Raw genomic sequence first — 26798 nt, 5'->3', positions numbered from 1 at the left:
TTACTCCTCTGCCTGCGCAGCTGACTGCTTACCCATGTCCATCCCTTCCGTACCTGCTACTTCTTTCTTCTCATGGACAATCTTGCCCGGCTTCATACCTTCATACTTGTCGATGATGATCTGGAACAGGTTCGGAGTGACCGAGGAGTAGAGTTCAACGGGGTTACGTTCGCTAGGCTTGGCCAGCGCGGCGTATTCGGCCGTTGCCAGTGTTTTAGGTGAATTCTTGACGTCGGCAACCCAGGTGTCGAAATCAGCCTGTGAGGTGGCAGTCGCCTTGAACTTCATGCCGGTGAAACCTGCGCCACTGTAGTTGGCGGAGATGCCATCGAACTCGCCGTTTTCATTGGCGATCAAGTGCAGCTTGGTCTGCATGCCGGCCATCGCGTAGATCTGGCCGCCCAGTGCAGGGATGAAGAACGAGTTCATGACCGAATCGGACGTGATGCGGAAATTGATCGGCGTGTTGGCCGGGAACACGATCTTGTTGACGGTGGCGATGCCCTGTTCCGGATAGATGAACAGCCACTTCCAGTCCAGCGCGACCACTTCAATGGTCAGCGGCTTGACGTCCGACTCGAGCGGGCGGTAAGGATCCAGCGCGTGGGTCGACTTGTAGGTCACGTAGCCGAGCACGATGATGATGGCCAATGGAACCAGCCAGACCACCAGTTCAATGCGGGTCGAATGCGCCCAGTCAGGCGTGTACGTCGCGCTCTTGTTCGTAGCGCGATACTTCCAGGCGAAGATGATGGTCATGAAAATGACCGGCACCACTACCAAAAGCATCAGCAAGGTAGCAGTGATGATCAGGTCACGCTCTTGAACGCCGACATGCCCTTTGGGATCCAGCAGGGTGTAATCGCACCCGCTGAGCAGGAGCATGCTGAAAAGGGCCAAGAAGCCAAAAAACCTGGGGTACCTTTTTTTACTCATCTCACGACCTCTAAAAGCAGCTTTCGCATCGCAGTTGGGTTTCGACCGCCAACACTTCACCCTGCCAGGTGCTGGCAAATGCTTGGATTGAAAAGGGGCCTGTCAGGAAGCATGTGGGCCTCACAACAAATCCGGGTTGAGCTTTGGTTTCTTATTCGAATGGTGGCACCCGCTAATGCGGACCAGATCCTTTGGCGCAGACATTCAGAACGTGACTCAGGAGGCCATTCGAACCGCGTCTACTAGAGCGAAAAGACGCTCAATAACCTCGATTTACACCGTCCCGCAAATGAGGGGGGGCGTGAATTGGGGGCGATTGTAGATACGTAAAGTTTTATTGACTATAAGTTTCTGCGCAACAGTTAATTTCGGAATCGGTAAAAATGCGGTGTTATGTCGCACCCTGAAAAGGCGGAAAGCCCCGGTTCCCGTGGAGGAGCACAGGGGCTTTGTTACGCAACACTTTGTAATCAGCGTGCTTTCATCCTGTTACGAATGATTCCTGCCGGAACCAGCACGACAGTCAGAACAAACGCTACCAATGCCCACTGCGCCAGAGACAAACCGAGAACTGGCGGATATGGCGTCTCGCAGAAACCACCTACCTGAAAGCCTAGCGGAAATAGCGACGCCAGAGGCAGACCGTCGACGATCGGCTGAAGCACGTCGATGCCGCAGCTCTCTGTCGGATGGGTCTGGATATACACATGACGCCCCGCTGCAACGAGGCCGCCTACTGCGCTCAAGGTGACCAGCGCTTCACAGATCGTCAGGCTCAGACGCCCGGGCATCGCTGCGCCGATGAACGCAAACACCGCGATGAACAACAGCGCATACCGTTGCAGAATGCACAGCGGGCAAGGCGCTTCGCCCAGCACCACCTGCATGTACAGGGCGCCGCCGATCAGGGCCAGGCAGATGATCCCGAGCACCACCAGAAGCTGCTTTTCACGCCGCAGGTACACCATCTCGTCAGTCATTCACATATCCTTTGAATTGGAGTCATCCGGATCGACGGATGCGTTGTGTTGCGGCCCGGACGCCCCGGAAAGCCGGCGATTCTACCACCGTCGTGCCCGTCCGTTCACAGAACGCCCGCCGTAGCACAACAGCAGCAGGCCAACGCCCGGCACCGCAACCGGCGCAATGGTGGACACTTGCGCATTACCTGAGCGTTAACATCCCCATACACAGCCCCCACCCGGCCTGACACCTTGCTTATATATAGAAGAGTGCGGCTTTTTGTCGCAGACGCGCATCGCCGCGCGAACTCCTTCTATATATATGTAGGATGCGTCTAATTGTCGCAGCGATCATTCCAGCGCCGATGCAGGCCCGAAGAATTCGTAACGCGTCTGCGCATCGGGTACGCCCGCCGTTTTCAATTCACGCTTGATCGCAGACATGAAGCCTTTGGGCCCCAGAAAGTAGGCGTCAACATCCCGGTTCTCCGGAAGCCACTGTTCCAGCCGCGTCTGATCGAGAAGCCCTGTCCCATGGGGTGCGGGGCTTACGCCATCATCTTGCGCGTAGCAGTAGAAACGCTTGAGTTGGGGATGCCGGGTGGCGAGGTTTTCTATCCAGTCGCGAAACGCGTGCACCGAACCATTGCGAGCGCAGTGGATGAAGTAGATCGGACGCTGGGTATGCAGCGCGGCTTCCAGCATCGCCAGGGTCGGCGTGATGCCGACGCCGCCGCTGATCAACACCAGCGGTTTGTCGCTGTGGGTCAGGATGAATTCCCCTGACGGCGGAAACAGATTGATGCTGTCCCCCAGCTGCAGGTGATCGTGAAGGTAATTGGAGGCAACGCCGCCAGGCTCGCGCTTGACGCTGATGCGGTACTGATTGTTCCCCGCAAGCGCTGACAGCGAGTAGTTCCGGCGGATTTCTTCGCCCCCCACCTGCAGTTGCAGGCCGATGTACTGGCCGGCAGTGAATTGCAGAATCGGGTGGCCGTCTGCGGGGGCGAAGTAGAACGAGGTGATTTCTGCGCTCTCCGGTGTCTTGGCGACGACCTTGAATTCCCGTGCGCCGCGCCAGCCGCCCACTGCCTGGGCCTTCTCGTCGTAGATGGCTTTTTCTGCACCGATCAAAATGTCGGCGAGCTGGCCGTAGGCGTTGCCCCACGCGGTAATCACCTCGTCAGTGGCGATCTCGGCACCCAACACTTCGCGAATGGACTCAAGCAGGCATTCCCCGACGAGAGGGTAGTGCTCGGGAAGGATCTGCAGTGCCACGTGCTTGTTGATGATCTTGGCGACCAGATCGCCCAGCTGATCAAGCTGATCGATGTGCCGCGCATACATCAATACGCCGTTCGCCAGCGCGCGTGGCTGATCGCCGCTCACTTGGTGGGCCTGATTGAACAGAGGACGCACCTGCGGGTATCGATCGAGCAGCATTTTGTAGAAATGGGTGATCAGCGCTTCGCCTCCGCTTTCCAGCAGTGGCACTGTCGACTTGACGATGGCACGATCCGATGCAGACAACATAGAAAACTCCTGAGATAGAATGAGCTGGCAATACCTCAGCAGTTCATGAACCGTGCCAGCTGCGCGCCCCCCTGAAACCGGCCTCCGCGATGAGGGTGAGTCAATTTGACTCCTCGCATTGCGTGTCAAAATGACCCTGCCGGGGTCAATTTGACTGTGCAGGATGTGCACCGAAATGAGCCTTCAGGTCGAAAGGGTTAAAGCCTGACTTGCGCAGGTCGATAAACCGTCATCGAAAGCTTTTGGCCGATTCCACGCGGCCAGGCAACGCATCACAGAAGGTTTATATGTCCAAGAACGTCCGCGCAGATTCACTCTCGCTTCTGCTGTTCACGTTACGCAGCGGAAAGCTGATGGCGATCAACCTGCTCAAGGTCAGTGAAATCATCCCCTGCCCTCCCCTCACGCGCTTGCCCGAATCCCACCCGCACGTCAAAGGCGTCGCGACCCTGCGCGGCAACCCGCTGTCGGTGATTGACCTGAGTCGCGCGATTGGCGAGCGTCCGTTGGTGGACCCGGATGGCGGCTGCCTGATCGTCACCGATGTCAGCCGCTCCAAGCAGGGGTTGCATGTACAGGCCGTCAGCAAGATCGTTCACTGCCTGACCACTGACATTCGCCCCCCACCCTTCGGCTCCGGCAACAAGTCGTTCATCACCGGCGTGACGCAGGTGGACGGGACGCTGGTTCAGGTGCTGGACATCGAGAAGGTCATTCACGGCATCGCGCCGGCGCGGATCGTCGCCGAACGTGCCGAGCTGAGTACCGAAGACGCTGCCGTGCTAGCCAAGGCGCGCATTCTGGTGGTCGATGACAGTCAGGTGGCGCTGCAACAATCGGTGATCACCCTGCGCAACCTGGGCATCGAATGCCACACCGCCCGCAGCGCGCGGGAAGCCATTGATCAGTTACTTGAACTGCAAGGCACGGCGAAGCAGATCAACGTCCTGGTGTCCGACATCGAGATGTCGGAGATGGACGGCTACGCGCTCACCCGCACGCTTCGGGAGACCCCGGACTTCCAGGAGCTGTACGTCCTGCTGCACACTTCACTGGACAGCGCGATGAACGCCGAGAAGGCCAATGCTGCCGGCGCCAACGCTGTTCTGACCAAGTTCTCCTCGCCCGAGCTGACACGATGCTTGATCGAAGCCGCCCGCACGGTCGAAGCTCAGGGAATCTGAGTCCGGCCGCAGGCGATGCCTCCACCGCGCACTACTGGCTGATGCGCCGCCACCTTGCCCCGGCCCCTGATGATGCGGTCTGGCCCGCTGGTGTGCGCCCCGTTGAGCTCAGTGCGCACAACGCCCCGGCGGTTCATCAATTGCTGATGCTGGGACGCGAATACGGCGGCGGCCGGGTGCCCGACTATGCCACCTGGCTGGACGCCTTCGAGACTGATCCCGAGTTTGACCAGGCGCTGTGTTTCGTTGTGGAGGATGCTCAAGGCGTGGTGGCCGTGGCGCAATGCTGGACCAGCGCGTTCATCCGCAATCTGGTGGTTCACCCGCGCGCGCACCGTCAAGGCCTGGGTCTGGCGTTGCTGAATCAGGCGTTCTCGGCCTTCCGCCAGCGGGGCGAAGGCCACGTCGATCTCAAGGTGATGGAAAGCAACCTGGGCGCACGCCGACTGTATGAGCGCGCCGGTATGCAATATATTCAGCGCCACGAACTCGAACCGCGCTGAATCTGCGCCGAGACGCGTTCCCCCCTCATGCCATGGAGAGCCCTACCCATGAAGATGCACGCCGCGCTGTTACTCGTTCTCACCGCCTGCGCCGCCGGCCAGGCCAATGCCTCCAGCCCGGACGCCTGGGCCGGCTTCAACAAAACCCTGGTCGACAGTTGTGTCAGCGCCAGCTCCCTGAAGAATGCCAAACCTGCCGGCGCCGATGCGGCCTTCGATGACAGCGTCGGCTTCAACGCGCTGTTGATCAAAGGCCAGTACAAACAGGCGTTCATGAAGAACAAGACGGGCACCGAGCTGTGCCTCTACGACCGCAAGAACAAGAAAGCGGTGATCACCGAATGGGATAACGTCACAACGTTGCCGGAGAAGTAAGGCTCAGTATCAGGACAGTTTTCGTAACGAAGCATGACCACGGCGGGGGTCGGATGACCCTGCCGTGCGCGCCAGCGAAGGTGTGATCAGCGCTTGCCCATCGACCGACGGGTGCCTGATGGCGCGACGCCCGGACGCTTGTCGTGGTTCGATTTGCCCGAGCCTTTGTAGTGCTGCTGGTCCTTCTTGGCCTGCAACAGCTCGCCCGGTTTGAACGGGAAGCTGAAGGCCGGGATCGCAGGTTTTGTGTCCGCCGCCGCAGCGTTGGCGTCGACCGAAGCGTGCGAATCACGAGCATCAGGAGCGGGCGTGTGTTCGGGGGTGGTCATGAAAGCTCCGGAATGGCAGACGTTCGAGAATACGGGCGGCGCCCGAGGGCCGCGCAGCATACCTGAATCGCCAGCGGATCGCTTCTGCCAACAGACCGGCTGCGCGCGCCTATTTGTAGAACAGATCCACCATCACTTCCGCCGAAAACGGGCCTGCGGTCGGCTTACTGGTTTGCCAGAGCAGCTCGGCGTTGAAGTCAGCGGTCTCCGAGTAATTGCCCTCCAGCAGATCGGTCAGGTGGAAGGGTTCGAGGAACGGCACGGGCGAGCTGTCCCGGGCATGGGTGATGCGAACGCCGATGCTGTCGTTGTTGATGGGCACCAGCACGTCGCCCTTGAGTGTTCCAGACACCGGCGTGATGCGCGCATTGAGGCTGAACGGCGATTCGCAGGTGCGGCTGGTCGCCAGGGCGAAGCGCTGAAAGGTGGCGACTTCTCCCACCCGCACGTTGCGGATGGCCACGTCGCCGAAATCCACGGTCTCGGGCATGACCCGCAACTCAGCATCGCAGGCGACGAAGCGCAGCCCTTCAAGGTTGTTGATGACGTAGCTGAGCGTGCGGTCTCCCCCCGGACTCTGCCCGCTGCCAGCGTCGAGCTGGAACAATCGATAGTCGTGCAGATCACTGGCGACGCCGGAGGGCGGGGTCGGACCGTACTTCTGGATGAACACCGAAAACGCCAGGTTGAACGCGACGCTCGGGCAGGCCGAGCGTGCCTCCGTGCAGGCCGGGGCTTGCTGACGCGTGGGAATACGCCCGCTGGTTTGCACGAAGTCGACGCCGCTCAATGTGAGTCCGGCGCGAATGCCTTGTCCGATCTGCAGGTTGTCAGGGTTCAGATAAATCAACACATCCTCGGGACCACCCGGTTCGTCCCTCGCACATTCGACGGCAAGGTTCAGTCGCTCCGAACGCCAGACCGCGCTGCCATCGGGCAGATTCGCCGGGATGGCGACGGTGCTGCCGAGGTCCGCGCGCACCACCGTCTCGCCGGCGCCCTGGGTCTTGCAGGTCAGCGCCAGTGCGCAGCCGGGCATCAACAGCATCAGCAGCGGCGTCGTCAGCAACGTCAACCACCCTCGGATGATGGTTCTTTTCATGTCAGCATTTCCCTATGGGTGAGTGTGAATCCGGCGTGCGCAGCGGCACAGTAATCGCGCTGTCCGCCGTAATCAGTCATGGCCTTGAAACTCAGGATGAAGGGCACCGGGACTTTTGTGCCGAGGACAGGGAGGGGCAGCGATGCGTCCGAAAAAGGCGCCAGCAACCGGTGGTCTGCGACCTCGATTCCATTGAGGCGCAGGTCCAGCAGCGAAACGTGATACGGCGTCGGGTTGCGCACCGAAAGCCTGTCGCTCACCGATGGCGCGCGTTGCCAGAGGAGCGTTTGTGCCGCATCCGCCGGGTCGCCGGTCAGCCCCGCTGGCCGATAGAACACGTTGATGCGCTGGCGGATGGCAATGCTCAACTGCTGAACCGCCGGGCTGCGCCGAGGGATTTCCAGCACGAACAGGTGCAGCATCGATTCCCGGTCCTGGGGCATGCCGATGCCTTCATACAGCAGGCGCAGGGTCTGCTTGCCCTTGGCTGGCAGGCGCACCAGATGCGGGGTCAACGCGAACGGCAGGTCGGCCGCACTCCCATCGCCTGGCTGATCGTCGCCGCGGGGCGCATCGAGCCAGGCCTGAATCAAGGCCTCGGCATCACTGCGATTGCTGACCTCGATCGTCGCCTCGTTATCGCGACCGTCGAAGATCAACCGGGTACCTGACAGCGAGACCGCGCCTTGGGCCATGCCGCTGATCACGGCCAGAAATAACCCTGACAGACAGGCGCGTTTCATAGGCATTGCACCTTCAGGCGATCGTAGCTGCGATGGGCTTCCTTGGGCGGCAGCACGAACGATGCACGGCACTGCTGATCGGTCCATTTGACAATGAGTTCGCCGCTGTCCCGCTCGCTCAGCACCAGCGCACGCCCGCTGGGGTCGACGGTTGCCAGCGGCTTGCCCTGCTCGTCTTCAACCGCTGCGCCCATGGGCAAGCGGCTGCCATCGGCCCGCACCAGTTCGAATTGCACACGCCGGCCGATTGCCGTGCGAAAGCTGATCAGGGGTGCCGCGCCGCGCCGGGGCACGACTTGGTCCACGGCATTTTCCAGCTCAACATCGGCGCCCAACTGGCGAGTATCGAGGTTGACCCAATTGGTTCGATAGGGCTGGGCGTAAGGCAGGATGGCATAGCCGTTATCGGCGGTTTCGACGTTGCTGAAATTGCTCAGCCGCGCACCGCTGACGTCTTTTACCTGCACCAGCGCGAAGGTCTCGCCCAGGGGCTGGCCCAAATTCACCCCGCCGCCGTGAGCAACCACCGAACCCGAAGCGCCCAGGCTCAACGCCTGATAATCCCTGCCCTGTCCGTAGCCCGCATCAAAACGCCCGTAGGCCGTGGTGGTGCTGAGCTTGCCGAACCCTGACGACCCCGACTCACTGTCGTGACCCGCCTGTACCGAGTAGAAGCTGTTGCGGTCGTCGAAGAGTTGCCCGTTGAGGCCCGACTGCACGCTGGACGCGCCAGAGCTGTCGCGAACGGCATTCCCGAACACCCGCGACGAACCGGATTCGCTCCCCAGCGGCAGGCTCAATGTCAGCGCGACACGGTTGTCCGATCGATTGTCTCCGCTGCGCTCGAAGGTCTGGTTACGCTCGACCGACAGGCTGTAACTGAGGCTGCGCCACGCCGAGTTCCACGACAGAAAAAACTGGCGCGTCTTGCTGCCCCGGTCCCAGTAACGTTGTTCGGATCCGGTAAAGCTTAGCGACGCGCCCTGCGCCGGCAGCGATTGGGTCAGGCTGATTTCGAGGCGATCCTTGGCCCGCGCGCTGGCGGATCCGTCACGCGCCTGCAACGCATCCACATGGTCGTCGAACGTCAGGTATTGATTCGTTGAATAGCGATAGCCGGCCACGGCGAGGGTGGTTTGGGTCAGGTCCAGCGTGTTGGCGTAGCGCACCCGCAGGCTCTGCCCGCTGTAGCGTTGCTCACGCTGGCGGCTGAGGGACTGGGTCACGTCCAGCGACACCGCGCCGAGCCCGGTGTTAACACCCGCCCCGATGTTGCCGGCCTGGTAATCCTCGGCGATTTGCACGCCGCCCGCTGCCGTTACCCGCTCGGTCAGGCCGTATACCACGGTGCCGGAGGTGAAGCCGGGAGAGAGACCGTCCTCGGTGTTGCTGTCGTATTGGCCGGCGGCGAGGCTGTAACGCAACGCGCCTTTGGGCACCATGATGGGCAGCGATGCGTAGGCCTGGACGAACACGCGCTTGCTGCCGTCGGCTTCGACCACCGTCACTTCCAGATCGCCGTTCGACCCGCTGGGATAGATGTCGGTGATTTCAAACGGGCCCGGCGAGACGTTGCCGCTGTACAGCATGAAACCGTTCTGACGCACTTCCACCAACGCGTTGGTGTCGGCGATGCCACGAATGACCGGCGCGAAAATCCGCTCGCTGTCGGGCAGCATGCCCTCGTCGGACATCACCATGGCGCCGAGGAATCGAACGCTGTCGAAGACTTGCGAATCGGTAAAGGTTTCGCCCAGGGTCAGCTGGCCTTTCATTGCCGTGAGGTCGCGCTGCACGAATGTCCGGTTGCTGCGAAAGCGGTACGGCTGATCATTGCCATAGGTCAGCGAGGACTCGTTGCGCAGTCGCCAGGCACCGAGGTTCACGCCGTTGCGCAGGCTCAGGTAATACTGATCCTGGGCGTGAGAGCGACCCTGGCCACTGCGGGTACGGCGCGCGCCGCTGAAGTTGTAATTGACGAAACCGACCGTCTCGCCCTCGTCCCATAACTCCGGCGGCACGTAGCCGCGAGCGCTGCGCAACATCATGGCCTGGGGAATGCTGATGTTCAGGCGCAGGCTCGCCGGCTGGTAGTCGACGCGGGCGAATTCGACCCGCGCCGGGAGATCGAAACATTCCGTCGACGAGGCATCGCCGGCTTCCACAGCCTCCGGGTTCATGCCGAACTGGCGGAGCATGTCCAGGGTGAGGCAGGCCTCGACGGTGCCTTTTGCAGGGTTGGCGATGAAGCTGATGTCACGCCGCCCGCTCAGCACACGATTGACGTATACATCCACCCGATAGGTCCCGGGGACCACGCTGTTACCGTGCAAAAAGGTCGCGAGATCAGCAGGCTGATCGGTGCCCTGGATGAACGAGGTGTTGAATTTCACATCGGTCGCGGCGCTGCTTTGGTCAGTCATTGCAGTCGCGGATGAGGCCAGTGCCATGCCTGCCGAGGCAAGAATAATCCTCGCCAGGGGGCTGATCCGGACAGGCAGGTGTGCCAAATGTCTGCGGTCGATGCGGGACGAGCATGCTGCGATCCGTGCATCTCCCTGGGTGTGATCTCGGGGTTCCATTGGCTGGTTTCACTCGTGTTCTCGATTCCGACGCGCTGGCAAATCATGTTTGGCAGGCGCAAGGCGCTGGCAAATCATGTTTGGCAGGCGCAAGGCGCTGGAGCCGCATGACTGCGACCGAAGAAAGACCTGGGTAAAATCCGGCCCGCGACTGAGTGGCTACTCGGCCCGGGTGATGACGTTGGCGGCCTTGATGGCTTGAGTCGTCTGGCCACCGGACACCTTTGCGGTGTACGGCTCCTGCGCGCCGAAATCGTTGATGCTGATGAACCGCAGGTCCACCGCGTGACCACTGGCCGAATGAGTGAGCGGCAATTGAACGGTCTGCTTTGGCGCCAGCATCCTGCTGTCCGCCTTGAACAGCGTCTTGCCCTGCTGGCGGGCGTCGATCTGAATCATTGAAACGTGATACGACGTCGGATTGCTGACTTCCAGCTGGCCGTCATGCATGCGCCATTTGAGGTTTTTGGCAGCGTCGAGCGGATCGTCACTCAAACCGGCGGGCCGGTAGAAGAGTTTGATGCGCTGACGAATCGCGATCTGCAGCTGATTATCCTTCGCCGATTGCGGGATCTCCTGGACGTTGAGCCAGAACACCGACTCGCGATCCTGAGGCAAACCTTCGCCGGCGTAGATCACCCGAATCATTTGCCGGGCACTGCCCGCCATTCGCGCCAGCGGCGGAGTGACGACAAAAGGCAGATTCTCGGTGTCGTTCTGCGCTTCGAGCCATGACTGGGCGAGGATGTCAGCCGTCCCGCTGTTGTTCACAACGAAACTGACTTCCTTGTCCGTAGCCTGGTAGATGACACGCGTGGTGTTGAGCACGATACCCGCCTGCGCCGGGGCAGCCAGGAGCAGGCCCAGCCATAGGGCCGAGCCGCGAATGAAATCAGGAAACATGGTGAGACCGTCTTGGGCTGTGGGGTGGACACGCCAGGAAGGCGAGCGAGCAACGCCCGCTCGCCCGCTACATCACTGGTAATCCATCACGAACGGCAGGAAGCCGTCGGCATTACCCGGGTTGGTGGCCGCGCCGTTGAGGACGTACACCGCGCCGAAGTTGATCTCGGCGGTCGCGCCATCGGCACCGTCCTTGACCAGCGGCGTGTCGATGGTTTCGTTGCCGCTCAGGTCCATCAACTGATTGGATGCATTGAGCAGACCGATGCCCACACCGTCCGCCGCGCCGGTGGCCCGCAGCAGTTTCTGATCGAGGTTATCCAGACCGCTGCCCTGGCGAGCAACGAAGCGCATGTTCACAGTGTTGTATTGAGAGGCGCCGCCGGTGCAATTGACCAACAGCTGGATGGGCGATGCGGTTTCAAGTTTGTTGTCGGCGAAGAGACCGATGTCGGAAAACGAGACGTTGCCCAGGTCTACGTTGATCTCGCCGGGGTTGTTGCCAGGGGTGGCGCCCGTTCCGGCGCCGATGTCACACGTGATATTGGTCAGGGTACCGGTGAAAACAAGTTTGCCGTTGTTCGCAGCATTCGCGGTCCCGGAAATGCCAAGCCCCATTGCGGCCACGATAGCCAGGGTAAGAGAAAGCTTTTTCATATAACGACGTTCCTTGTGTCGATTCGTGTGTGCCCAAAAGGACGACACGAACTATAAGCAGCGTCTTCAAGGTCGGCTGTCAGGCGATCTACCTCTTTTGGATTGAAAATACAGTTGCGCGTGTGGGACCTTTCAGTAGGAGGTGACGCTTCTGTGTCAGACCCCAGGCAGGCCGCGGCTTGCGGCATTACGTCCTCAGAAAACCTGAGGCGAACGTTTGCACGGTGCCCCGAAAGGCCTGGCCGCAGACGAGCCCCTTTAAAGCGTTCACCCACAAAAAACCCGGCTCGATTGAGCCGGGTTCGTCAGCAGATAGCTTCGGGTGAGCGCGAAAGCGCTTATGGATAAGTCAGCGTGACGATGCCCGCGTGAGCCTCAGACCCGGCTGCGGACAGCGCGTTGTAGGTCACCTGTACGGGCCCGACTCGCTGAGCGCACGCGTCATCACCACGGCTTGCGCTCAAGGTGAGATGAGTGTCGGCTGGCACGGTATTAAAGGAGCCGGTTGAAGACGGAGCGCTATAAACCTGCGCGTCGCACGTCGCATTGACCACGCTACCGTGAAACATTAGCGCGCCTTGGGCAGCCCAGGCGGCAGGCGCCGTCATGTCACACGCACCGATGACCGCGATCGAGAAAAACAGCGAAACAGCCTTTTGGCTTTTCATCGCACTACTCCGGAGTAGGGACCTGCTGAGCGAAATCAGTCCAGCCCCTGGTGAACCAGCATTCAGAACTCACGAAGTTTATGTAGGAATTTTCCCCGTCACAGTAGAACTCGTTCATCGAAACTCGTGGCTTCTATCTGGGTATCGCCCTGCGGCGTTGTTTCTTTACCCACGTTCATCGTCTGCCCTTATTCACCTGACAATATTGACAGGCAGCAGTCATTTTGCTGACCGGGTCAAAGGGTTATAAAGAACGCTCTCGGTTACCCGCCCCTCATTCACTGGTTGGCCCTGTCCCTGTATGCAGAAGAAGAACAACGTTGTGATGCTCGCGACCCTGTTGGTCGTGCTCGTGGTGATAGGCGTCTGGGCAGTGACACGTCCCGCGGCAAAGAAGGTCAGCACCCCGGTTGCCGTGCCGGTGCGCGTGATCAACGTCATGCAGGAAGACGTGCCGCGTTACGTCACCGGCATCGGCTCGGTGCTGTCGCTGCAAAGCGTGGTGATTCGTCCTCAGGTGGACGGGATTTTGACCAGGGTGCTGGTGAAGGAAGGGCAGCAGGTCAAGGCGGGTGATCTGCTGGCGACCATCGATGATCGCTCGATCCGCGCCGCACTCGATCAGGCAAAAGCGCTGTTGACCCAGAGCCAGGCGCAGCTGAACGTGGCCAATGTCGACCTCAAGCGCTACAAGCTGCTGACCGTCGACAACAGCATCTCGAAACAGCAGTACGATCAGCAGCAAGCGCTGGTCGACCAACTTAAGGCCACGGCGCTGGGCAATCAGGCGTCGATCAATGCCTCGCAAGTGCAGCTGTCCTACACGCAAATACGCTCGCCGGTGACAGGTCGGGTCGGCATCCGCAACGTCGATGAAGGCAACTTCCTGCGCGTCAGCGATGCGACCGGGCTCTTCTCGGTGACGCAGATCGACCCGGTGTCGGTGGAGTTTTCCCTGCCGCAGCAGATGCTGCCCACGCTGCACGATCTGATTGCCTCCAACACGCCCGCACCGGTCAATGCCTATCTCGGCGAAGGCGCGACTGGCACGCTGCTGGGTCAGGGGAAGTTGCTGTTGATCGACAATCAGGTGGCGGCCAGCACGGGCACCATCCGCGCCAAGGCGATATTCGACAATGCGGACGAGAAGCTGTGGCCAGGGCAGCTGGTGACCGTGCGCATTCAGACCGCCATCGATCGCAATGCCTTGAAGGTTCCGCCACAGGTGGTGCAGCGCGGCATCGACCAGCATTACGTGTATCGGGTCAAGGGCGACACGGCCGAGGTGGTGCCGGTCAAGGTGCTGTATCAGGACAGCGACCTGATGCTGATCAGCGGGGTGGAGGCCAATGACGTGCTGGTCAGCGACGGTCAGTCGCGTCTGAAAAACGGTTCGCACATCGAGGTGGTCAAGGGTGATCCTGTGGACACCCTGGCCGACTCCACCGGGGCGGCGAAATGAACAGCCGCGGGTCCATCTCCGCGTGGTGCGTCAACCACCCGATCGCCACGGTTCTGCTGACCTTCGCGCTGGTGCTGCTGGGCTGCATCGCCTTCCCTCGCCTGCCGGTGGCGCCGCTGCCGGAGGCCGAGTTTCCGACGATTCAAGTGGCTGCGCAGTTGCCCGGCGCCAGCCCGGAAACCATGGCATCGTCGGTGGCGACGCCGCTCGAAGTGCAGTTCAGCGCCATCCCCGGCATGACCCAGATGACGTCGAGCAGCGCGCTGGGCTCCACCAACCTGACGCTGCAGTTCACCCTCAACAAAAGCATCGACACCGCCGCGCAGGAAGTGCAGGCGGCCATCAACACCGCGGCCGGCCGTTTGCCCGCAGACCTGCCGACCCTGCCGACCTGGCGCAAGGTCAACCCGGCGGACAGCCCGGTGCTGATCCTCAGCGTCAGCTCGAACCTGATGCCCGCCACCGAACTCAGCGACGTCACCGAATCCCTGCTGGCGCGCCAGTTGAGTCAGATCGATGGCGTCGGACAGGTCAACATCACCGGTCAGCAACGTCCGGCAATTCGCGTGCAGGCGGCGCCTGAAAAACTTGCATCCATCGGGCTGACCCTCGCCGATCTGCGGGAATCCCTGCAGCAGACCAGCCTGAACCTGGCCAAGGGCGCGCTGTACGGCAAAGACAGCATTTCCACCCTCGCCTCCAACGACCAACTGTTTCAGGCGAAGGACTACGAACAACTGATCGTTTCCTACAAAGATGGCGCACCGGTTCATTTACGTGACGTGGCGCGGGTCATCAACGGTTCGGAAAACGCCTACGTGCGGGCCTGGTCCGGGGATCAGCAGGGCGTGAACATCGTGGTGTTCCGCCAGCCCGGCGCGAACATCGTCGAGACGGTCGACCGGGTGCTCGGCCAGTTGCCCAAATTGCAGGAAATGCTCCCGGCGTCGGTGGACGTCTCGGTGCTCAGCGACCGCACCAAAACCATTCGTGCATCGTTGCATGAAGTGGAGATGACGCTGCTGATTGCCATCGCGCTGGTGATCGCGGTCATGGCGCTGTTCCTGCGCCAGCTCTCTGCGACGCTGATCGTGACCGCCGTGCTGGGCGTGTCCCTCGTTGCCAGTTTCGCGCTGATGTACGTGCTCGGCTTCAGCCTGAACAACCTGACGCTGGTGGCCATCGTGGTGGCGGTGGGGTTTGTCGTCGACGATGCGATTGTCGTGGTGGAGAACATCCACCGACACCTGGAAGCCGGCGAAAGCAAGCGCGACGCGGCGATCAAAGGGTCCAGCGAAATCGGCTTCACCGTGGTGTCGATCAGCTTTTCGCTGGTCGCGGCATTCATTCCGCTGCTGTTCATGGGCGGCGTGGTCGGCAGGCTGTTCAAGGAGTTCGCGCTGACCGCGACATCGACCATTCTGATTTCGGTGGTGGTCTCGCTGACCCTGGCGCCTACCCTCGCGGCACTGTTCATGCGCGCACCGAAACACGATCCCCACGCCAAGCCCGGCTTCGGCGAGCGACTGCTCGCGCGGTATGCCCGCGGCGTGCGCTTTGCCCTTGCGCACCAGCGATTGATGCTGGGTATTTTCGGCCTGACGTTGGCGCTTGCGGTGGTCGGCTATGTGCTGATCCCCAAGGGATTTTTCCCGGTTCAGGACACCGGTATGGTGCTGGGCACCAGTGAAGCGGCGGCGGATATTTCCTTCCCGGACATGATCGAGAAACACAAACAGCTGGCGAAAATCATCGCCGCGGATCCGGCGGTCAAGGCGTTTTCCCATTCGGTCGGTGTCAGCGGCAGTAACCAGACGATCGCCAACGGCCGGGTGTGGATCGCCCTCAAGGACCGTGCAGACCGTGACGTTTCCGCCAGCCAGTTCATCGACCGGATCCGGCCGAAACTGGCGCAGATCCCCGGCATCGTCCTGTACCTGCGCGCGGGGCAGGACATCAACCTGAGTTCCGGGCCGAGCCGCGCGCAGTACCAATACGTGCTCAAGAGCAACGACGGCGCGCTGCTGAATGTCTGGACGCAAAAGCTGACCGATAAACTGAAGACCCTGCCGGCCTTCCGCGACCTCTCCAACGACCTGCAACTGGGCGGCAGCGTCACGCACCTCGACATCGACCGCAGCGCCGCCGCGCGTTTCGGCCTCACCACGGCGGACGTCGATCAGGCGCTGTACGACGCCTTTGGTCAGCGCCAGATCAACGAATACCAGACCGACATCAACCAGTACAAAGTCATCCTGGAGCTGGAGCCGCAGCAGCGCGGCAAGGCCGAAAGCCTCAATTACTTCTACCTGCGCTCGCCGCTGACCAATGAAATGGTGCCGCTGTCGGCGCTTGCCAAGGTCGGCGCGCCGAAGATGGGACCGTTGTCGATCAGCCATGACGGCATGTTCCCGGCCGCGAACCTGTCGTTCAACCTGTCGGCGGGCGTTGCCTTGGGTGATGCGGTGGTGCTGCTCGATCAGGCGAAGAACGAGATCGGCATGCCCGCCTCGATCATCGGCAACTTCCAGGGCGCGGCCCAGGCGTTCCAGAGTTCGCTGGCCAACCAGCCGTGGCTGATTCTCGCGGCGCTGGTGGCGGTGTACATCATTCTGGGCGTGCTGTATGAAAGCTTCGTCCATCCGCTGACGATCATTTCCACCCTGCCCTCCGCCGGTATCGGTGCGCTGTTGCTGCTGTGGCTGATGGGTCAGGACTTTTCGATCATGGGCCTGATCGGGATCGTGCTGCTGATCGGCATCGTCAAGAAGAACGGCATCCTGCTGGTGGACTTCGCGCTGGACGCCCAGCGCAATCGCGGCATGTCTCCGCGTGACGCCATTTATGAAGCGTGTCTGACGCGCTTTCGGCCCATCATCATGACCACGCTGGCGGCATTGCTCGGCGCGCTGCCGTTGATGCTCGGTTATGGTGTCGGTGCGGAGCTGCGTCAGCCCTTGGGCATTGCCGTTGTCGGAGGGTTGCTGGTGAGCCAGGCGCTGACGCTGTTCACCACGCCCGTGATCTACCTGCAACTGGAGCGACTGTTCCACCGCCCGCGTCAGACGCCTGCTTCGACAGCGCCGGGCGCGACAGCATCCGGTAAGCCGGCGGTTGCGGAACTGGCCACTGAAAAGTAAGCCGTTGAAACCAAGTACCTAATAAGCAAGCAGTGAAAAAGTGAGCGTGGACCGATGCGTGTCCTGATTATCGAAGACGAAGAGAAAACCGCCGATTACCTGCACCGGGGCCTGACCGAGCAGGGTTACACCACCGACGTCGCGCGCGAAGGCATCGAAGGCCTGCACATGGCGCTGGAAAGCGACTACGCGGTGATCATTCTCGACGTCATGCTGCCCGGCCTCGATGGCTATGGCGTGCTGCGAGCCCTGCGTGCGCGCAAGCAGACGCCGGTGATAATGCTCACCGCCCGCGAGAACGTCGACGATCGCATTCGCGGCCTGCGCGAAGGGGCTGACGATTATTTGGGCAAGCCGTTTTCGTTTCTGGAGTTGGTGGCTCGCCTGCAGGCTTTGACCCGGCGCAGTGGCGGCCACGAGCCGGTGCAGATCAGCGTCGCTGATTTGTGGATCGACCTGATCAGCCGCAAGGCCACGCGGGCCGGCGCACGTCTGGATCTCACGGCGAAGGAGTTTTCGCTGCTGAGCGTACTGGCTCGGCGTCAGGGGGAAATCCTGTCGAAGACGTCGATTGCCGAGATGGTCTGGGACGTGAATTTCGACAGCGATGCCAACGTCGTCGAAGTCGCGATCAAACGCCTGCGTGCCAAGCTCGACGGGCCGTTCGAGCAAAAACTGCTGCACACCATTCGCGGCATGGGTTACGTGCTGGAGAGCCGTCGTGTCGACTAATTCCATCGCCCTGCGCCTGAGCGGCATGTTCGCCCTCGTGGCGCTGCTGGTGTTTCTGTTGATCGGCTGGGCGCTTTACCTGCAAGTGGACAAGGGCCTCGGGCTGTTGCCGGAAGCCGAAGTCGACGCCCGTTACAGCGTGCTCGAATCGGCCGTCCAGCGTTATGGAACGCCCGAGCACTGGGCCAAAATCAACGCCAAGCTCAGGCTGCTCAGTGAGGAAGACAAACGCCTGCGCTTTTGGGTGGTCAGCGACAACCCGACCTATGAATTCGGCAACCCGGACACCGAGATCCGCGCTTTCGCCAAGGGCCCGCTGGGCATGCGCGACTTGAACCTGAGCGGCCATGACTACCCGTTCAAGGTGCTGGTCAGTCAGTTCCCGGCGAAAGATCAACGTCCGCCGCTGCGTTTTCTGACAGCGGTGGACACCGAAACCTTCTGGCAGACCCAACATTCCCTGCTCATCGCGCTGATCAGTCTGGCCGCCGTCGGCATCCTGCTCGCGTCTGCTCTGGGTTACTGGGTGGCGCGCATCGGCTTGAAGCCGCTGACGGAGTTGTCTCTGGAGGCGCGCAAACTGACGCCGCCACGACTGAGCGGGCGCCTGAAATTGTCGCATCTGCCGCCTGAACTGGATCAGTTCGTGACCTCGTTCAACTCGACGCTGGATAGGGTCGAGCAGGCCTATTCACGGCTGGAGTCATTCAACGCCGACGTTGCCCATGAACTGCGCTCTCCCCTGACCAACCTCATCGGTCAGACGCAGGTGGCGCTGACCCGCGGGCGCTCGGCCGAGCATTACTTCGAGGTGCTGCAATCCAACCTCGAAGAGCTCGAACGGCTGCGCTCGATCATCAATGACATGCTGTTCCTGGCCAGCGCAGATCAAGGCAGCAAAGCTACTCAACTGACCCAGGCCTCACTCGCCCAGGAAGTGGCGAAGACCCTGGATTATCTGGACTTCATTCTGGAAGACGCCCAAGTGCATGTTGAAGTGCGGGGTGATGCCAACGCGCCCATCGAAACCGCGCACTTGCGCCGGGCGCTGATCAACCTGCTGCACAACGCGGTGCAGCACACCTCGCCTGGGCAGTTGATTCAGGTGGACATTCGCGATGAAGGCGATCACGTCAGCATCGGCGTGACCAATCCCGGCGCGCCGATCGCCGGGGAACATCTGCCCAAACTGTTCGAGCGCTTCTATCGCGTCGATGCCTCGCGCAGCAACAGCGGCGCCAACCACGGGCTTGGCCTGGCGATCGTCAAAGCCATCGCCCTGATGCACGGCGGCACCGTGTTCGTGCGCAGCGAGGATGGAGTGAATACGTTCGGGATTAATTTGCCGAGTTGAGGCGGGCATCTGGGTTAGCGTGCGGAAAACCATGCCGCACACAATCCATTGTGGGAGTGAGCTTGCTCACGAAGCGGTGGGTGCATCCGCGAATCATCTAGCGGCTGAAATGCCGTGTTCGCGAGCAAGCTCACTCCCACAGGTCCAGCAGCGTCACCGAGATACTGAGTTCACCCCCTTGATGATCGTTCCCACGCTCTGCTTGGTAACGCCGCCGGGGATGCTCCGCGTTTGAATAACGCGGAGCATCATGAGCGGCATTCCCACGCGGAGCGTAAGGAACGATCACAGCGCACGATAGCGAGGCCGCATGAATCGCGCCTACCGACTAAGCTCTGCGCTTTTTCAACTCGCGCCTCAAGCGCGTGTTGTCCACGGCAAGCGACACAACTATCAAAGTGCTCAGTAGCTCAAAACCGCTCAGCCCGGCGTAGTGCCAAAACACCCAAGCGGCAAAGGCGACGATCACCGCGACTGTCAGTAGCAAGACTGAGTCTTTCACACTACATGCCTCAAAAATCTAAAGTTGGCTCGGCCAGGAGTAGCGACTTGCTGATCGTTCCCACACGGAGCGTAAGGAACGATCAGCAGGTAAACCGTGAGGAACGATCAATCTGCCGATCAGGCCGGACGGCGATCAACCCTTCTTCACAAACTCCGACTTCAGCTTCATCGCGCCGATGCCGTCGATTTTGCAGTCGATGTCGTGATCGCCGTCCACCAGGCGGATGTTTTTGACTTTGGTGCCGACCTTGACCACCAGCGACGAGCCTTTGACCTTCAGGTCTTTGATGACTGTGACGGTGTTGCCGTCCTGCAGGGTGTTGCCCACAGCGTCCTTGATCACCTTGGTGTCATCGCCCGCTTCGGCGCTGGCGCCGTCAGCCGACCACTCGTGGGCGCATTCCGGGCACACGAGCTGGCTGCCATCTTCGTAGGTGTACTCGGAACTGCATTTTGGGCACGGCGGTAAGCTCACGGCGGATCTCGCATCAGAGGGAATAGGCGCAGGATTATAAGGGTTTTTACGCGGTTGAGGAGCAGGCGCCTGAAAGTGCTGGAAACATCACTCGCTGCTGTAGTCTCAATCGCAAGCGCGGCGAGGTGCCGCGATCAGGGCGAGGCGTCAGCAATGAACGATCCATTTGGCCTGCAACGATTTGTCGAAGCGCAAGCGTCGATGCACGAACGCGCACTGGCGGAACTGAAGTCCGGGCGCAAGCAGTCGCACTGGATGTGGTTCGTGTTCCCGCAACTGGCCGGTCTGGGCCACAGCGACATGGCTCGGCGGTACGCGATCAGTGGGCGTGACGAGGCGATTGCCTATTTGCAGCATCCAGTATTGGGCGAACGGTTGGCGCGCTGCTGCGAGGCGTTGCTTGAATGGAAAAACCGCAGCGCCATGCAGATCATAGGCTCGCCGGATGACATGAAGCTGCGATCAAGCATGACGCTGTTCGCAGCGGTGGCGCCGGATACGCCGGTTTTCCAGCAGGTGCTTGAGGCGTTTTTCGACGGCAAGCCGGATGCCGTCACGCTGTCGAAGCTGGGCGGAGGCAGGCTGTAGCCGCCCGCCCCCTCAGGCCAGCGCCGTGTCCATCACCATCATCAAGCAGAATCCGACCAGCAATCCGAAGCTGGCGATTTTGTCGTGACCGTTGCGGCGGGATTCGGGGATGACTTCGTGGGTCACCACCAACAGCATCGCCCCCGCCGCCAACGCCAGTCCTACCGGCAACAGCAACGCAGCCACTTCCACCAGCCAGGCGCAGAGCACTGCGAACACCGGCTCGACCAATCCGGACGCCGCGCCGATCAAAAACGCCTTGAGCCGCGACATGCCGGCAGAGGCCAGCACCAGCGCGATGACCAGCCCTTCCGGCACGTCCTGAATGGCAATACCCATTGCCAGACTGTCGGCGTGAGCCAGACCACCCCCCGCCGACACGCCCACCGCCATCCCTTCGGGAATGTTGTGGGCAATGATGGCGATGACAAACAGCCAGATGTTCGAGGGGATCGTCGGTTTCCCGGCCACCTCCGATAACGGCGACCCTCTGGAAACCAGCGTGTCGACCAGAAACAAACCGGCCGCGCCAAGCAGTATCCCGAAGCTGATCAACGCTCCCGCGCCCCACGGGGTGAAGCCCAGATCGTGGGCCGCGCCCAGGCCCGGCACGATCAACGAAAACGCTGTCGCCGCCAGCATGATGCCGGCGCCGAAACCCAACAGGCCGTCGGACACTGCCACCGGCATGCCGCGGATCACCAGCACCGGCACGGCGCCCAGGGCAGTGCCCAACGCGCAGATGGCGCCGCCTTCCAGCGCTCGCAACATTCTCGGCTCAAGTGCAACCCATGAGAGTCCCTGGGCCACCAGCAGAGCGGTGCCCACGAGGACCAGAATCGAGCCCAATGCCAGCCGCAATAACCGCACGCTGCCGAGAGCCAGTATGTCCGAACGCATAAATCGCCTTATCCGGGGTCTGGTAGGGATCAGCCGAGCGCCGCTGCGTAGCGCCGGGCAACTTCATCCCAGTTGACGACGTTGTAGAACGCAGCGATGTATTCCGGACGACGGTTCTGGTAGCGCAGGTAATAAGCGTGCTCCCAGACGTCCAGCCCGAGGATCGGCGTGTTGCCGTTCATGAGCGGGCTGTCCTGATTGCCGCTGCTTTCCACGATGAGTTTTTTGTCCGGCGTGACGCTCAGCCAGGCCCAGCCGCTGCCGAAGCGCGTCAACGCTGCTTTGGTGAAAGCGTCCTTGAACGCGTCGAATCCGCCCACTTGCTCGTCAAGCGCCTTCGCCAGCGCACCGCCTGGCACGCCGCCGCCCTGGGGGCTCATCACCTCCCAGAACAGCGAATGGTTGGCATGCCCGCCGCCCTGATTGATCACCGCCGGGCGCAGTTTTTCCGGAAGCTCGGCCACGCTGGCAACCAGCTTCTCGATCGGCCACTCCGCGTATTCGGTGCCCTCGACGGCTGCGTTGAGGTTGTTGATGTAGGTCTGGTGGTGCTTGCTGTAGTGAATTTCCATGGTCTGCGCGTCGATGTGGGGTTCGAGCGCATCGTAGGCGTAGGGCAAGGCAGGCAAGGTAAAGGGCATGTCAATGGACTCCATACGAGAGGGTGCCGGCGCGAGCGGCGTGGTGCTGAAGCGCCGAGCGGGAATGTTCGCCGCGGCTGTTGAGCAGGCGTTGGGTGCGTGGGTACTCGCCGTATTGGCCGACGAAACCCAAGAGTTCGCTGTAGGTTTTATTACTGTGGCGCAGCGCTGCCTGTCGCAGGGCGGGCGTCATTTGCGGGTCCTGAATCACATTCAGCATCCGCTGATGCACGGCGCAGAGGTATTCGGCGCTCTCCTCGGGCTGACCCAGACTCAGGTGCAGATCCGCCAGGTTGTGATGAGAAATCACGAACGCCGCAACGGCCTCATCGGCGACGCTCCAACGGTCGAAGAGCACCTGCGCCAGCGCGAGGGCTTGCAGGTACAGCTCGCGCGCATCGATCAAGTCGCCTCGGTTAAAGCAACTGTTACCGCTCAGGATGGTACGTTTCCATTGCTCCATGGCGCAGGTCCTCACGAGTGGCGCCGGCGATCAAAAGCCGTCGGCAGGGCGTTTTGCGGATTCGATGGCGCGGGTTCGGTCAGAGGAATCGACGGCAGCAGTGCGCAGGTCGCCAGACGCTGAGCGAAGGCCTGAACCCGTTGCTGTTGCGCAGCGGATTCGGCGAGGGCCTGCATGTCCCGCAGCGGACGCCATGCCTGGTCCAGGCACAGACAACGCCAATGCCAGGGCAGCGCGGTATCGCTGGCGGTGTCGACCAGCAGGCGAAAGGTGCATTCACAGATGAGGGATTTGGGCGTGGCGGTGAAGCGCGCCAGATAGCGGCCTTCCGCAAGGTAGTGTTCGATGAGCCGCGGCTCGTCCGGATCCAGCGCGCAGCGAATCCGCAGACTCAATGCGCGCCAGTGTTCCAGGTACGGCGACTCGTGCAGAACAGTGCCCATGACCGAGGCCCACTTAACGAATGAGATTCATTATTAAATGAGTTTAAGAATCAACACAACCCCGGCGATGTATTGAGTCTGCTGCAGTGTCTGAAAGCGCCCATAAAAAAGGCCCGCACCGAAATCGGGGCAGGCCTTGGGGGTGACGCGCTAACGCAGAGCGGAATCAGCTACCCGCCACCATCATCTTCTCGATCAGCACAGAACCGGTGCGGATGTTGCTGCGCAGCTCCAGATCACTGCCCACGGCAACGATTTGCTTGAACATGTCGCGCATGTTGCCGGCGATGGTCACTTCCTGAACCGGGAACTGGATCTCGCCATTCTCGACCCAGAAACCCGCAGCGCCACGGGAATAATCGCCGGTAACCATGTTCAGGCCGCTGCCCATCAACTCGGTGACCAGCAGCCCGCGCCCCATGCGGCGGATCAGCGCCGCCTGGTCTTCAGTGCCGTGGCTGACGAACAGGTTATGCACGCCACCCGCGTTCGCGGTGCTCGGCAGGCCCAGTTTGCGGCCCGAATAGGTGCTGAGGATGTAGGAAACCAGATCGCCATTTTCGACAAACGGCTTGGCGTAGGTCGCCAGGCCATCGCCGTCGAACGCGGAACTGCCCATGGCGCCAACCAGATGCGGACGCTCGTCGATGGTCATCCACTCGGGGAACAGGCGCTGACCGATCGCGCCTTCGAGGAATGAAGACTTGCGGTACAGGTTGCCGCCAGAGATCGCGCCCAGCAAACTGCCGAACAGACCGCCCGCCAGCTCGGCGGAGAACAGCACAGGCACTTCGCAGGTCGGCACCGGCCGCGCGCCCAGCCGGCTTGCGGCACGCTCGGCGGCTTTCTGGCCGATCAGCCGGGCGTCCATCAACAGCTCGCCACGGCGATTGACGTCATACCAGTAGTCGCGCTGCATCTGCCCTTCGCCTTCGGCGATCATCACGCAGCTCAGGCTGTGGCGGGTCGACGCGTAGCCGCCGATGAAACCGTGGCTGTTGCCATAAACGCGGCAGCCCTGATGCACGTTCAGCGTGGTGCCGTCGGCGTTCTTTATCCGGCTGTCGGCGTCGAAGGCGGCCGCTTCACAGACCAGCGCGCGTTCGATGGCCTGCTCGGGGGTGATGTCCCACGGGTGATAAAGGTCGAAATTCGGCTGGTCTTTGGCCATCAACGCAGCGTCGGCGAGCCCCGAGGCCTCGTCTTCCGACGTGTGCTTGGCGATGGCCAGCGCGGCGGCAACGGTCTCGCGAATGGCGTCGGGGCCGCTCGCGGAAGTGCTGGCTGAACCCTTGCGGTGGCCTACGTACAAGGTGATGCCGAAACCTTGATCGCGGTTGAATTCGACTGTCTCGACTTCGCGCTGGCGAACCGTGGTGGACAGGCCCTGCTCCAGCGACACGGCGACTTCGCACGCGGTCGCGCCCTGACGTTTGGCTTCAGCGACGATCTGCTCGACCTGCTGTTGCAATGCCGGCAAAGCCTGCGGGCCGACGCTTTCTGATGCACTCATGACGTTCTCCATCAAATTCTGATTTCAGCAGCCGGGCCGGACAACCGGGCCCTGACTGGTTATCATGGCGGCGTTTATTTGCGGACGGCCCCCATGGTTGATTCTTACGACGACTCCTTCGACGGAGAGAAAAGCAAAACCCAGGTCAAACGAGAGCTTCACGCTCTGGTGGAGCTGGGCGAACGCTTGACGACATTCAAGCCCGATGTGCTGGCCAAGCTGCCTCTGACCGACCCTCTGCGTCGGGCACTGGCCGATGCTCCCAAGCACACCGCGCACATTGCGCGCAAACGCCACATTCAATTCATCGGCAAGCTGATGCGCGATCAGGATCTGGATGAAATCCTGGTGCTGCTCGATCAGCTTGACGCCTCTACGCGCCAGTACAACGAGCGCTTTCACAATCTGGAACGCTGGCGTGATCGCCTGGTGACCGGTACCGACGACGTGCTTGAGCAGTTCGTCAGTGAGTACCCGGACGCCGACCGTCAGCAACTGCGCTCGCTGATCCGTCAGGCTCAGCATGAAGCTGCGCAGAACAAGGCCCCTACCGCGACCCGCAAAATCTTCAAATACATCCGCGACCTGGACGAAAGCAAACGCGGACTGCGCTAGAACTGCTGCGCCGTTTGAGTCACTCAACCGGCGCAAGCCCCTCGATTATCAAGCCCCGCCTGTGCCGCCAACGGTGATCGCATCGATCTTCAGCGTTGGCTGACCGACGCCTACCGGAACCGATTGACCGTCCTTGCCGCAGGTGCCGACGCCGCTGTCCAGGGACAGATCGTTGCCGACCATCGACACACGGCTCATGCATTCCGGGCCGTTGCCAATCAGCGTCGCGCCTTTGACCGGCGCGGTGATTTTGCCGTCTTCGATCAGATAGGCCTCGCTGGTGGAGAACACGAACTTGCCACTGGTGATGTCCACCTGCCCGCCGCCGAGGTTGGCGCAGTAGATGCCGCGCTTGACCGAGGCGATGATTTCCGCCGGATCGCTCTGGCCGCCGAGCATGTAGGTGTTGGTCATGCGCGGCATCGGCAGGTGTGCGTAGGACTCGCGACGGCCGTTGCCGGTGCGCGCGACGCCCATCAACCGTGCGTTGAGCTTGTCCTGCATGTAGCCCTTGAGCACGCCATTTTCGATCAGCGTGGTGCACTCGGTCGGGGTGCCCTCGTCATCGACGGTCAGGGAGCCGCGGCGATCGGCCAGGGTGCCGTCATCGACGATGGTGCAGAGTTTGGACGCAACCATTTCGCCCATGCGGCCGCTGTAGGCCGAGCTGCCCTTGCGGTTGAAGTCGCCCTCAAGGCCGTGGCCGACGGCTTCGTGCAGCAATACGCCGGACCAGCCGGAACCCAATACGACCGGCAAGGTGCCAGCCGGCGCCGGAATGGCTTCCAGATTGACCAGCGCCTGACGCAACGCTTCACGGGCATAGCCCATGGCGCGGTCGTCGCTGAGGAAATAACGGTAATCAGTGCGACCGCCGCCGCCGTGTCCGCCGCGCTCACGACGGCCGTTCTGCTCGACGATCACACTGACGTTGAAGCGCACCAGCGGACGCACGTCGGCGGCAAGACCGCCGTCAGTGGACGCCACAAGAATACGTTCCCAGACACCGGCCATGCTCACGGTGACTTGCTGAATACGCGGGTCCAGCGCACGCGTGGCGGCGTCGACGCGCTTGAGCAGTTCGACCTTCTCGGCGCGGGTCATGACTTCCAGAGGGTTGTCCGGCGCGTACAGCTGGGCGACGTCCTGGGTGGTGAACGCCTGAACACGGCCGTTCTGGCCCGCGCGGGAAATCGAGCGAGCGGCCCGGGCCGCCTGGATCAGGGCTTCATGAGTAATGGCGTTGCTGTAGGCGAAGCCGGTTTTCTCGCCTGACTGCGCGCGTACGCCGACGCCCTGGTCCAGGTTGAAGCTGCCTTCTTTGACGATGCCGTCTTCCAGTGCCCAGGACTCGGAAATCTGCCCTTGAAAATACAGGTCGGCGGCGTCGATGCCTGGACCGGCCAGCTCGCCGAGCACCGATTGCAGGTTGTCTAAGCTCAGGCCGCCTGGTGCCAGAAGGTGTTCGCTGACAGAGGACAAGTGGCTCAT

Annotated in this window: 27 protein-coding genes; 10 read left to right on the top strand and 17 right to left on the bottom strand. The window is 61.4% G+C overall.

All coding sequences use genetic code 11. From position 1 onward, the window contains the following. From cyoA to hmpA, 3 genes are all read right to left on the bottom strand, one after another. Complete coding sequence (gene cyoA, locus SLW74_RS00580) at positions 1-936, bottom strand: ubiquinol oxidase subunit II (protein ID WP_074886395.1); 936 nt, start codon at positions 934-936, stop codon at positions 1-3. Positions 937-1406: 470 nt separating this feature from the next. Continuing rightward, complete coding sequence (locus tag SLW74_RS00575; protein WP_065990066.1) at positions 1407-1916, bottom strand: disulfide bond formation protein B; 510 nt, start codon at positions 1914-1916, stop codon at positions 1407-1409. A gap of 333 nt (positions 1917-2249) precedes the next feature. Continuing rightward, complete coding sequence (gene hmpA, locus SLW74_RS00570; RefSeq protein WP_065990068.1) at positions 2250-3431, bottom strand: NO-inducible flavohemoprotein; 1182 nt, start codon at positions 3429-3431, stop codon at positions 2250-2252. A 287-nt stretch (positions 3432-3718) separates the two neighbouring features. Here hmpA and SLW74_RS00565 point away from each other — a divergent pair, with 287 nt between their 5' ends. From SLW74_RS00565 to SLW74_RS00555, 3 genes are read left to right on the top strand one after another with little or no spacing between them, the layout of a single operon-like run. After that, positions 3719-4615, top strand: a complete 897-nt coding sequence (locus tag SLW74_RS00565) for a chemotaxis protein (RefSeq protein WP_065990071.1) — start codon at positions 3719-3721, stop codon at positions 4613-4615. Between the two features lie 41 nt (positions 4616-4656). Further along, positions 4657-5118, top strand: a complete 462-nt coding sequence (locus tag SLW74_RS00560; protein ID WP_410927841.1) for a GNAT family N-acetyltransferase — start codon at positions 4657-4659, stop codon at positions 5116-5118. Positions 5119-5166: 48 nt separating this feature from the next. Further along, positions 5167-5493, top strand: coding sequence for a hypothetical protein (locus SLW74_RS00555; protein ID WP_296306282.1), 327 nt, complete (start codon positions 5167-5169; stop codon positions 5491-5493). An 86-nt stretch (positions 5494-5579) separates the two neighbouring features. On the opposite strand, the gene SLW74_RS00550 is transcribed toward SLW74_RS00555, so the two are convergent. The 4 genes from SLW74_RS00550 to SLW74_RS00535 all read right to left on the bottom strand — a co-directional run bounded on the left by SLW74_RS00550 (position 5580) and on the right by SLW74_RS00535 (position 10117). Continuing rightward, a complete protein-coding gene (locus SLW74_RS00550; RefSeq protein ID WP_065990075.1) occupies positions 5580-5822 on the bottom strand; it encodes a hypothetical protein in 243 nt (80 codons plus the stop codon). Between the two features lie 109 nt (positions 5823-5931). Further along, complete coding sequence (locus tag SLW74_RS00545) at positions 5932-6924, bottom strand: fimbrial protein (RefSeq protein WP_296306279.1); 993 nt, start codon at positions 6922-6924, stop codon at positions 5932-5934. Continuing rightward, positions 6921-7673 (bottom strand): molecular chaperone, encoded by a 753-nt coding sequence (locus SLW74_RS00540; protein ID WP_410927840.1) that lies wholly within the window; start codon positions 7671-7673, stop codon positions 6921-6923. Before SLW74_RS00540 ends, SLW74_RS00545 begins: the two co-directional genes overlap by 4 nt. Beyond that, a complete protein-coding gene (locus tag SLW74_RS00535; RefSeq protein ID WP_410928092.1) occupies positions 7664-10117 on the bottom strand; it encodes a fimbria/pilus outer membrane usher protein in 2454 nt (817 codons plus the stop codon). The genes SLW74_RS00540 and SLW74_RS00535 overlap by 10 nt, the downstream gene beginning before the upstream one ends. A 60-nt stretch (positions 10118-10177) precedes the next feature. On the opposite strand from SLW74_RS00535, the gene SLW74_RS00530 reads away from it, so the two are divergent. Further along, on the top strand, positions 10178-10360 hold the full coding sequence (locus SLW74_RS00530; RefSeq protein ID WP_410927839.1) for a hypothetical protein: 183 nt from the start codon (positions 10178-10180) through the stop codon (positions 10358-10360). Between the two features lie 48 nt (positions 10361-10408). Here SLW74_RS00530 and SLW74_RS00525 read toward each other — a convergent pair whose 3' ends face one another. From SLW74_RS00525 to SLW74_RS00515, 3 genes are all read right to left on the bottom strand, one after another. Next, positions 10409-11152, bottom strand: coding sequence for a molecular chaperone (locus tag SLW74_RS00525; protein ID WP_410927838.1), 744 nt, complete (start codon positions 11150-11152; stop codon positions 10409-10411). Positions 11153-11224: 72 nt separating this feature from the next. After that, entirely contained in the window at positions 11225-11809 is a 585-nt protein-coding gene (locus SLW74_RS00520; protein ID WP_065990085.1) for a fimbrial protein, read from the bottom strand. A gap of 338 nt (positions 11810-12147) precedes the next feature. Beyond that, the gene (locus SLW74_RS00515; protein WP_410927837.1) at positions 12148-12477 is read right to left on the bottom strand and encodes a hypothetical protein; all 330 of its coding nucleotides are present in this window, start codon (positions 12475-12477) and stop codon (positions 12148-12150) included. 301 nt (positions 12478-12778) lie between these two features. Here SLW74_RS00515 and SLW74_RS00510 point away from each other — a divergent pair, with 301 nt between their 5' ends. From SLW74_RS00510 to SLW74_RS00495, 4 genes are read left to right on the top strand one after another with little or no spacing between them, the layout of a single operon-like run. After that, positions 12779-13939, top strand: a complete 1161-nt coding sequence (locus SLW74_RS00510; RefSeq protein ID WP_296306268.1) for an efflux RND transporter periplasmic adaptor subunit — start codon at positions 12779-12781, stop codon at positions 13937-13939. Then, entirely contained in the window at positions 13936-17079 is a 3144-nt protein-coding gene (locus SLW74_RS00505) for a multidrug efflux RND transporter permease subunit (protein WP_410927836.1), read from the top strand. The genes SLW74_RS00510 and SLW74_RS00505 overlap by 4 nt, the downstream gene beginning before the upstream one ends. Positions 17080-17133: 54 nt before the next feature. Continuing rightward, a complete protein-coding gene (locus tag SLW74_RS00500) occupies positions 17134-17811 on the top strand; it encodes a heavy metal response regulator transcription factor (RefSeq protein ID WP_065990091.1) in 678 nt (225 codons plus the stop codon). Beyond that, positions 17801-19165, top strand: coding sequence for a heavy metal sensor histidine kinase (locus tag SLW74_RS00495; protein ID WP_410927835.1), 1365 nt, complete (start codon positions 17801-17803; stop codon positions 19163-19165). Before SLW74_RS00500 ends, SLW74_RS00495 begins: the two co-directional genes overlap by 11 nt. Positions 19166-19802: 637 nt before the next feature. Here SLW74_RS00495 and SLW74_RS00490 read toward each other — a convergent pair. Beyond that, a complete protein-coding gene (locus SLW74_RS00490) occupies positions 19803-20144 on the bottom strand; it encodes a zinc ribbon domain-containing protein YjdM (RefSeq protein WP_410927834.1) in 342 nt (113 codons plus the stop codon). A 153-nt stretch (positions 20145-20297) separates the two neighbouring features. Between SLW74_RS00490 and SLW74_RS00485 the strand changes: the two genes are divergently transcribed. Then, positions 20298-20732 carry a DUF1810 domain-containing protein gene (locus tag SLW74_RS00485; RefSeq protein ID WP_410927833.1) on the top strand — a complete coding sequence of 145 codons (435 nt, stop codon included), beginning with the start codon at positions 20298-20300 and terminating at the stop codon, positions 20730-20732. Between the two features lie 12 nt (positions 20733-20744). Here SLW74_RS00485 and SLW74_RS00480 read toward each other — a convergent pair whose 3' ends face one another. From SLW74_RS00480 to pmbA, 5 genes are all read right to left on the bottom strand, one after another. Continuing rightward, the gene (locus SLW74_RS00480; protein WP_410927832.1) at positions 20745-21632 is read right to left on the bottom strand and encodes a ZIP family metal transporter; all 888 of its coding nucleotides are present in this window, start codon (positions 21630-21632) and stop codon (positions 20745-20747) included. Positions 21633-21661: 29 nt separating this feature from the next. Next, on the bottom strand, positions 21662-22273 hold the full coding sequence (locus SLW74_RS00475) for a superoxide dismutase (protein WP_410927831.1): 612 nt from the start codon (positions 22271-22273) through the stop codon (positions 21662-21664). Between the two features lies 1 nt (position 22274). Further along, on the bottom strand, positions 22275-22736 hold the full coding sequence (locus tag SLW74_RS00470) for a hypothetical protein (RefSeq protein WP_065990102.1): 462 nt from the start codon (positions 22734-22736) through the stop codon (positions 22275-22277). A gap of 11 nt (positions 22737-22747) precedes the next feature. Next, the gene (locus SLW74_RS00465; protein WP_410927830.1) at positions 22748-23179 is read right to left on the bottom strand and encodes a FagA protein; all 432 of its coding nucleotides are present in this window, start codon (positions 23177-23179) and stop codon (positions 22748-22750) included. A 166-nt stretch (positions 23180-23345) separates the two neighbouring features. Beyond that, on the bottom strand, positions 23346-24692 hold the full coding sequence (pmbA, locus tag SLW74_RS00460; protein ID WP_192132376.1) for a metalloprotease PmbA: 1347 nt from the start codon (positions 24690-24692) through the stop codon (positions 23346-23348). Positions 24693-24785: 93 nt separating this feature from the next. On the opposite strand from pmbA, the gene yjgA reads away from it, so the two are divergent. Next, positions 24786-25307 carry a ribosome biogenesis factor YjgA gene (yjgA, locus tag SLW74_RS00455; RefSeq protein WP_410927829.1) on the top strand — a complete coding sequence of 174 codons (522 nt, stop codon included), beginning with the start codon at positions 24786-24788 and terminating at the stop codon, positions 25305-25307. A 48-nt stretch (positions 25308-25355) separates the two neighbouring features. On the opposite strand, the gene tldD is transcribed toward yjgA, so the two are convergent. Next, positions 25356-26798 (bottom strand): metalloprotease TldD, encoded by a 1443-nt coding sequence (tldD, locus tag SLW74_RS00450; protein WP_065990106.1) that lies wholly within the window; start codon positions 26796-26798, stop codon positions 25356-25358.

This window comes from Pseudomonas sp. W5-36, from assembly GCF_046540455.1.
GTDB classification, from domain to species: Bacteria; Pseudomonadota; Gammaproteobacteria; order Pseudomonadales; family Pseudomonadaceae; genus Aquipseudomonas; species Aquipseudomonas graminis_B.
This window is presented reverse-complemented; position numbering and strand designations above follow the sequence as displayed.

Bases quoted from the DNA above. Each gene is read 5' to 3' on its own strand.
- SLW74_RS00470 (WP_065990102.1), bottom strand. From the start codon at position 22,736: ATGGAGCAATGGAAACGTACCATCCTGAGCGGTAACAGTTGCTTTAAC.
- SLW74_RS00575 (WP_065990066.1), bottom strand. From the start codon at position 1,916: ATGACTGACGAGATGGTGTACCTGCGGCGTGAAAAGCAGCTTCTGGTG.
- cyoA (WP_074886395.1), bottom strand. From the start codon at position 936: ATGAGTAAAAAAAGGTACCCCAGGTTTTTTGGCTTCTTGGCCCTTTTC.
- SLW74_RS00565 (WP_065990071.1), top strand. From the start codon at position 3,719: ATGTCCAAGAACGTCCGCGCAGATTCACTCTCGCTTCTGCTGTTCACG.
- SLW74_RS00475 (WP_410927831.1), bottom strand. From the start codon at position 22,273: ATGCCCTTTACCTTGCCTGCCTTGCCCTACGCCTACGATGCGCTCGAA.
- SLW74_RS00560 (WP_410927841.1), top strand. From the start codon at position 4,657: ATGCGCCGCCACCTTGCCCCGGCCCCTGATGATGCGGTCTGGCCCGCT.
- SLW74_RS00530 (WP_410927839.1), top strand. From the start codon at position 10,178: ATGTCTGCGGTCGATGCGGGACGAGCATGCTGCGATCCGTGCATCTCC.
- tldD (WP_065990106.1), bottom strand. From the start codon at position 26,798: ATGAGCCACTTGTCCTCTGTCAGCGAACACCTTCTGGCACCAGGCGGC.
- SLW74_RS00515 (WP_410927837.1), bottom strand. From the start codon at position 12,477: ATGAAAAGCCAAAAGGCTGTTTCGCTGTTTTTCTCGATCGCGGTCATC.
- SLW74_RS00545 (WP_296306279.1), bottom strand. From the start codon at position 6,924: ATGAAAAGAACCATCATCCGAGGGTGGTTGACGTTGCTGACGACGCCG.
- SLW74_RS00500 (WP_065990091.1), top strand. From the start codon at position 17,134: ATGCGTGTCCTGATTATCGAAGACGAAGAGAAAACCGCCGATTACCTG.
- SLW74_RS00465 (WP_410927830.1), bottom strand. From the start codon at position 23,179: ATGGGCACTGTTCTGCACGAGTCGCCGTACCTGGAACACTGGCGCGCA.
- SLW74_RS00525 (WP_410927838.1), bottom strand. From the start codon at position 11,152: ATGTTTCCTGATTTCATTCGCGGCTCGGCCCTATGGCTGGGCCTGCTC.
- SLW74_RS00510 (WP_296306268.1), top strand. From the start codon at position 12,779: ATGCAGAAGAAGAACAACGTTGTGATGCTCGCGACCCTGTTGGTCGTG.
- hmpA (WP_065990068.1), bottom strand. From the start codon at position 3,431: ATGTTGTCTGCATCGGATCGTGCCATCGTCAAGTCGACAGTGCCACTG.
- SLW74_RS00520 (WP_065990085.1), bottom strand. From the start codon at position 11,809: ATGAAAAAGCTTTCTCTTACCCTGGCTATCGTGGCCGCAATGGGGCTT.
- SLW74_RS00505 (WP_410927836.1), top strand. From the start codon at position 13,936: ATGAACAGCCGCGGGTCCATCTCCGCGTGGTGCGTCAACCACCCGATC.
- yjgA (WP_410927829.1), top strand. From the start codon at position 24,786: ATGGTTGATTCTTACGACGACTCCTTCGACGGAGAGAAAAGCAAAACC.
- SLW74_RS00485 (WP_410927833.1), top strand. From the start codon at position 20,298: ATGAACGATCCATTTGGCCTGCAACGATTTGTCGAAGCGCAAGCGTCG.
- SLW74_RS00535 (WP_410928092.1), bottom strand. From the start codon at position 10,117: ATGGCACTGGCCTCATCCGCGACTGCAATGACTGACCAAAGCAGCGCC.
- SLW74_RS00555 (WP_296306282.1), top strand. From the start codon at position 5,167: ATGAAGATGCACGCCGCGCTGTTACTCGTTCTCACCGCCTGCGCCGCC.
- SLW74_RS00550 (WP_065990075.1), bottom strand. From the start codon at position 5,822: ATGACCACCCCCGAACACACGCCCGCTCCTGATGCTCGTGATTCGCAC.
- pmbA (WP_192132376.1), bottom strand. From the start codon at position 24,692: ATGAGTGCATCAGAAAGCGTCGGCCCGCAGGCTTTGCCGGCATTGCAA.
- SLW74_RS00540 (WP_410927840.1), bottom strand. From the start codon at position 7,673: ATGCCTATGAAACGCGCCTGTCTGTCAGGGTTATTTCTGGCCGTGATC.
- SLW74_RS00480 (WP_410927832.1), bottom strand. From the start codon at position 21,632: ATGCGTTCGGACATACTGGCTCTCGGCAGCGTGCGGTTATTGCGGCTG.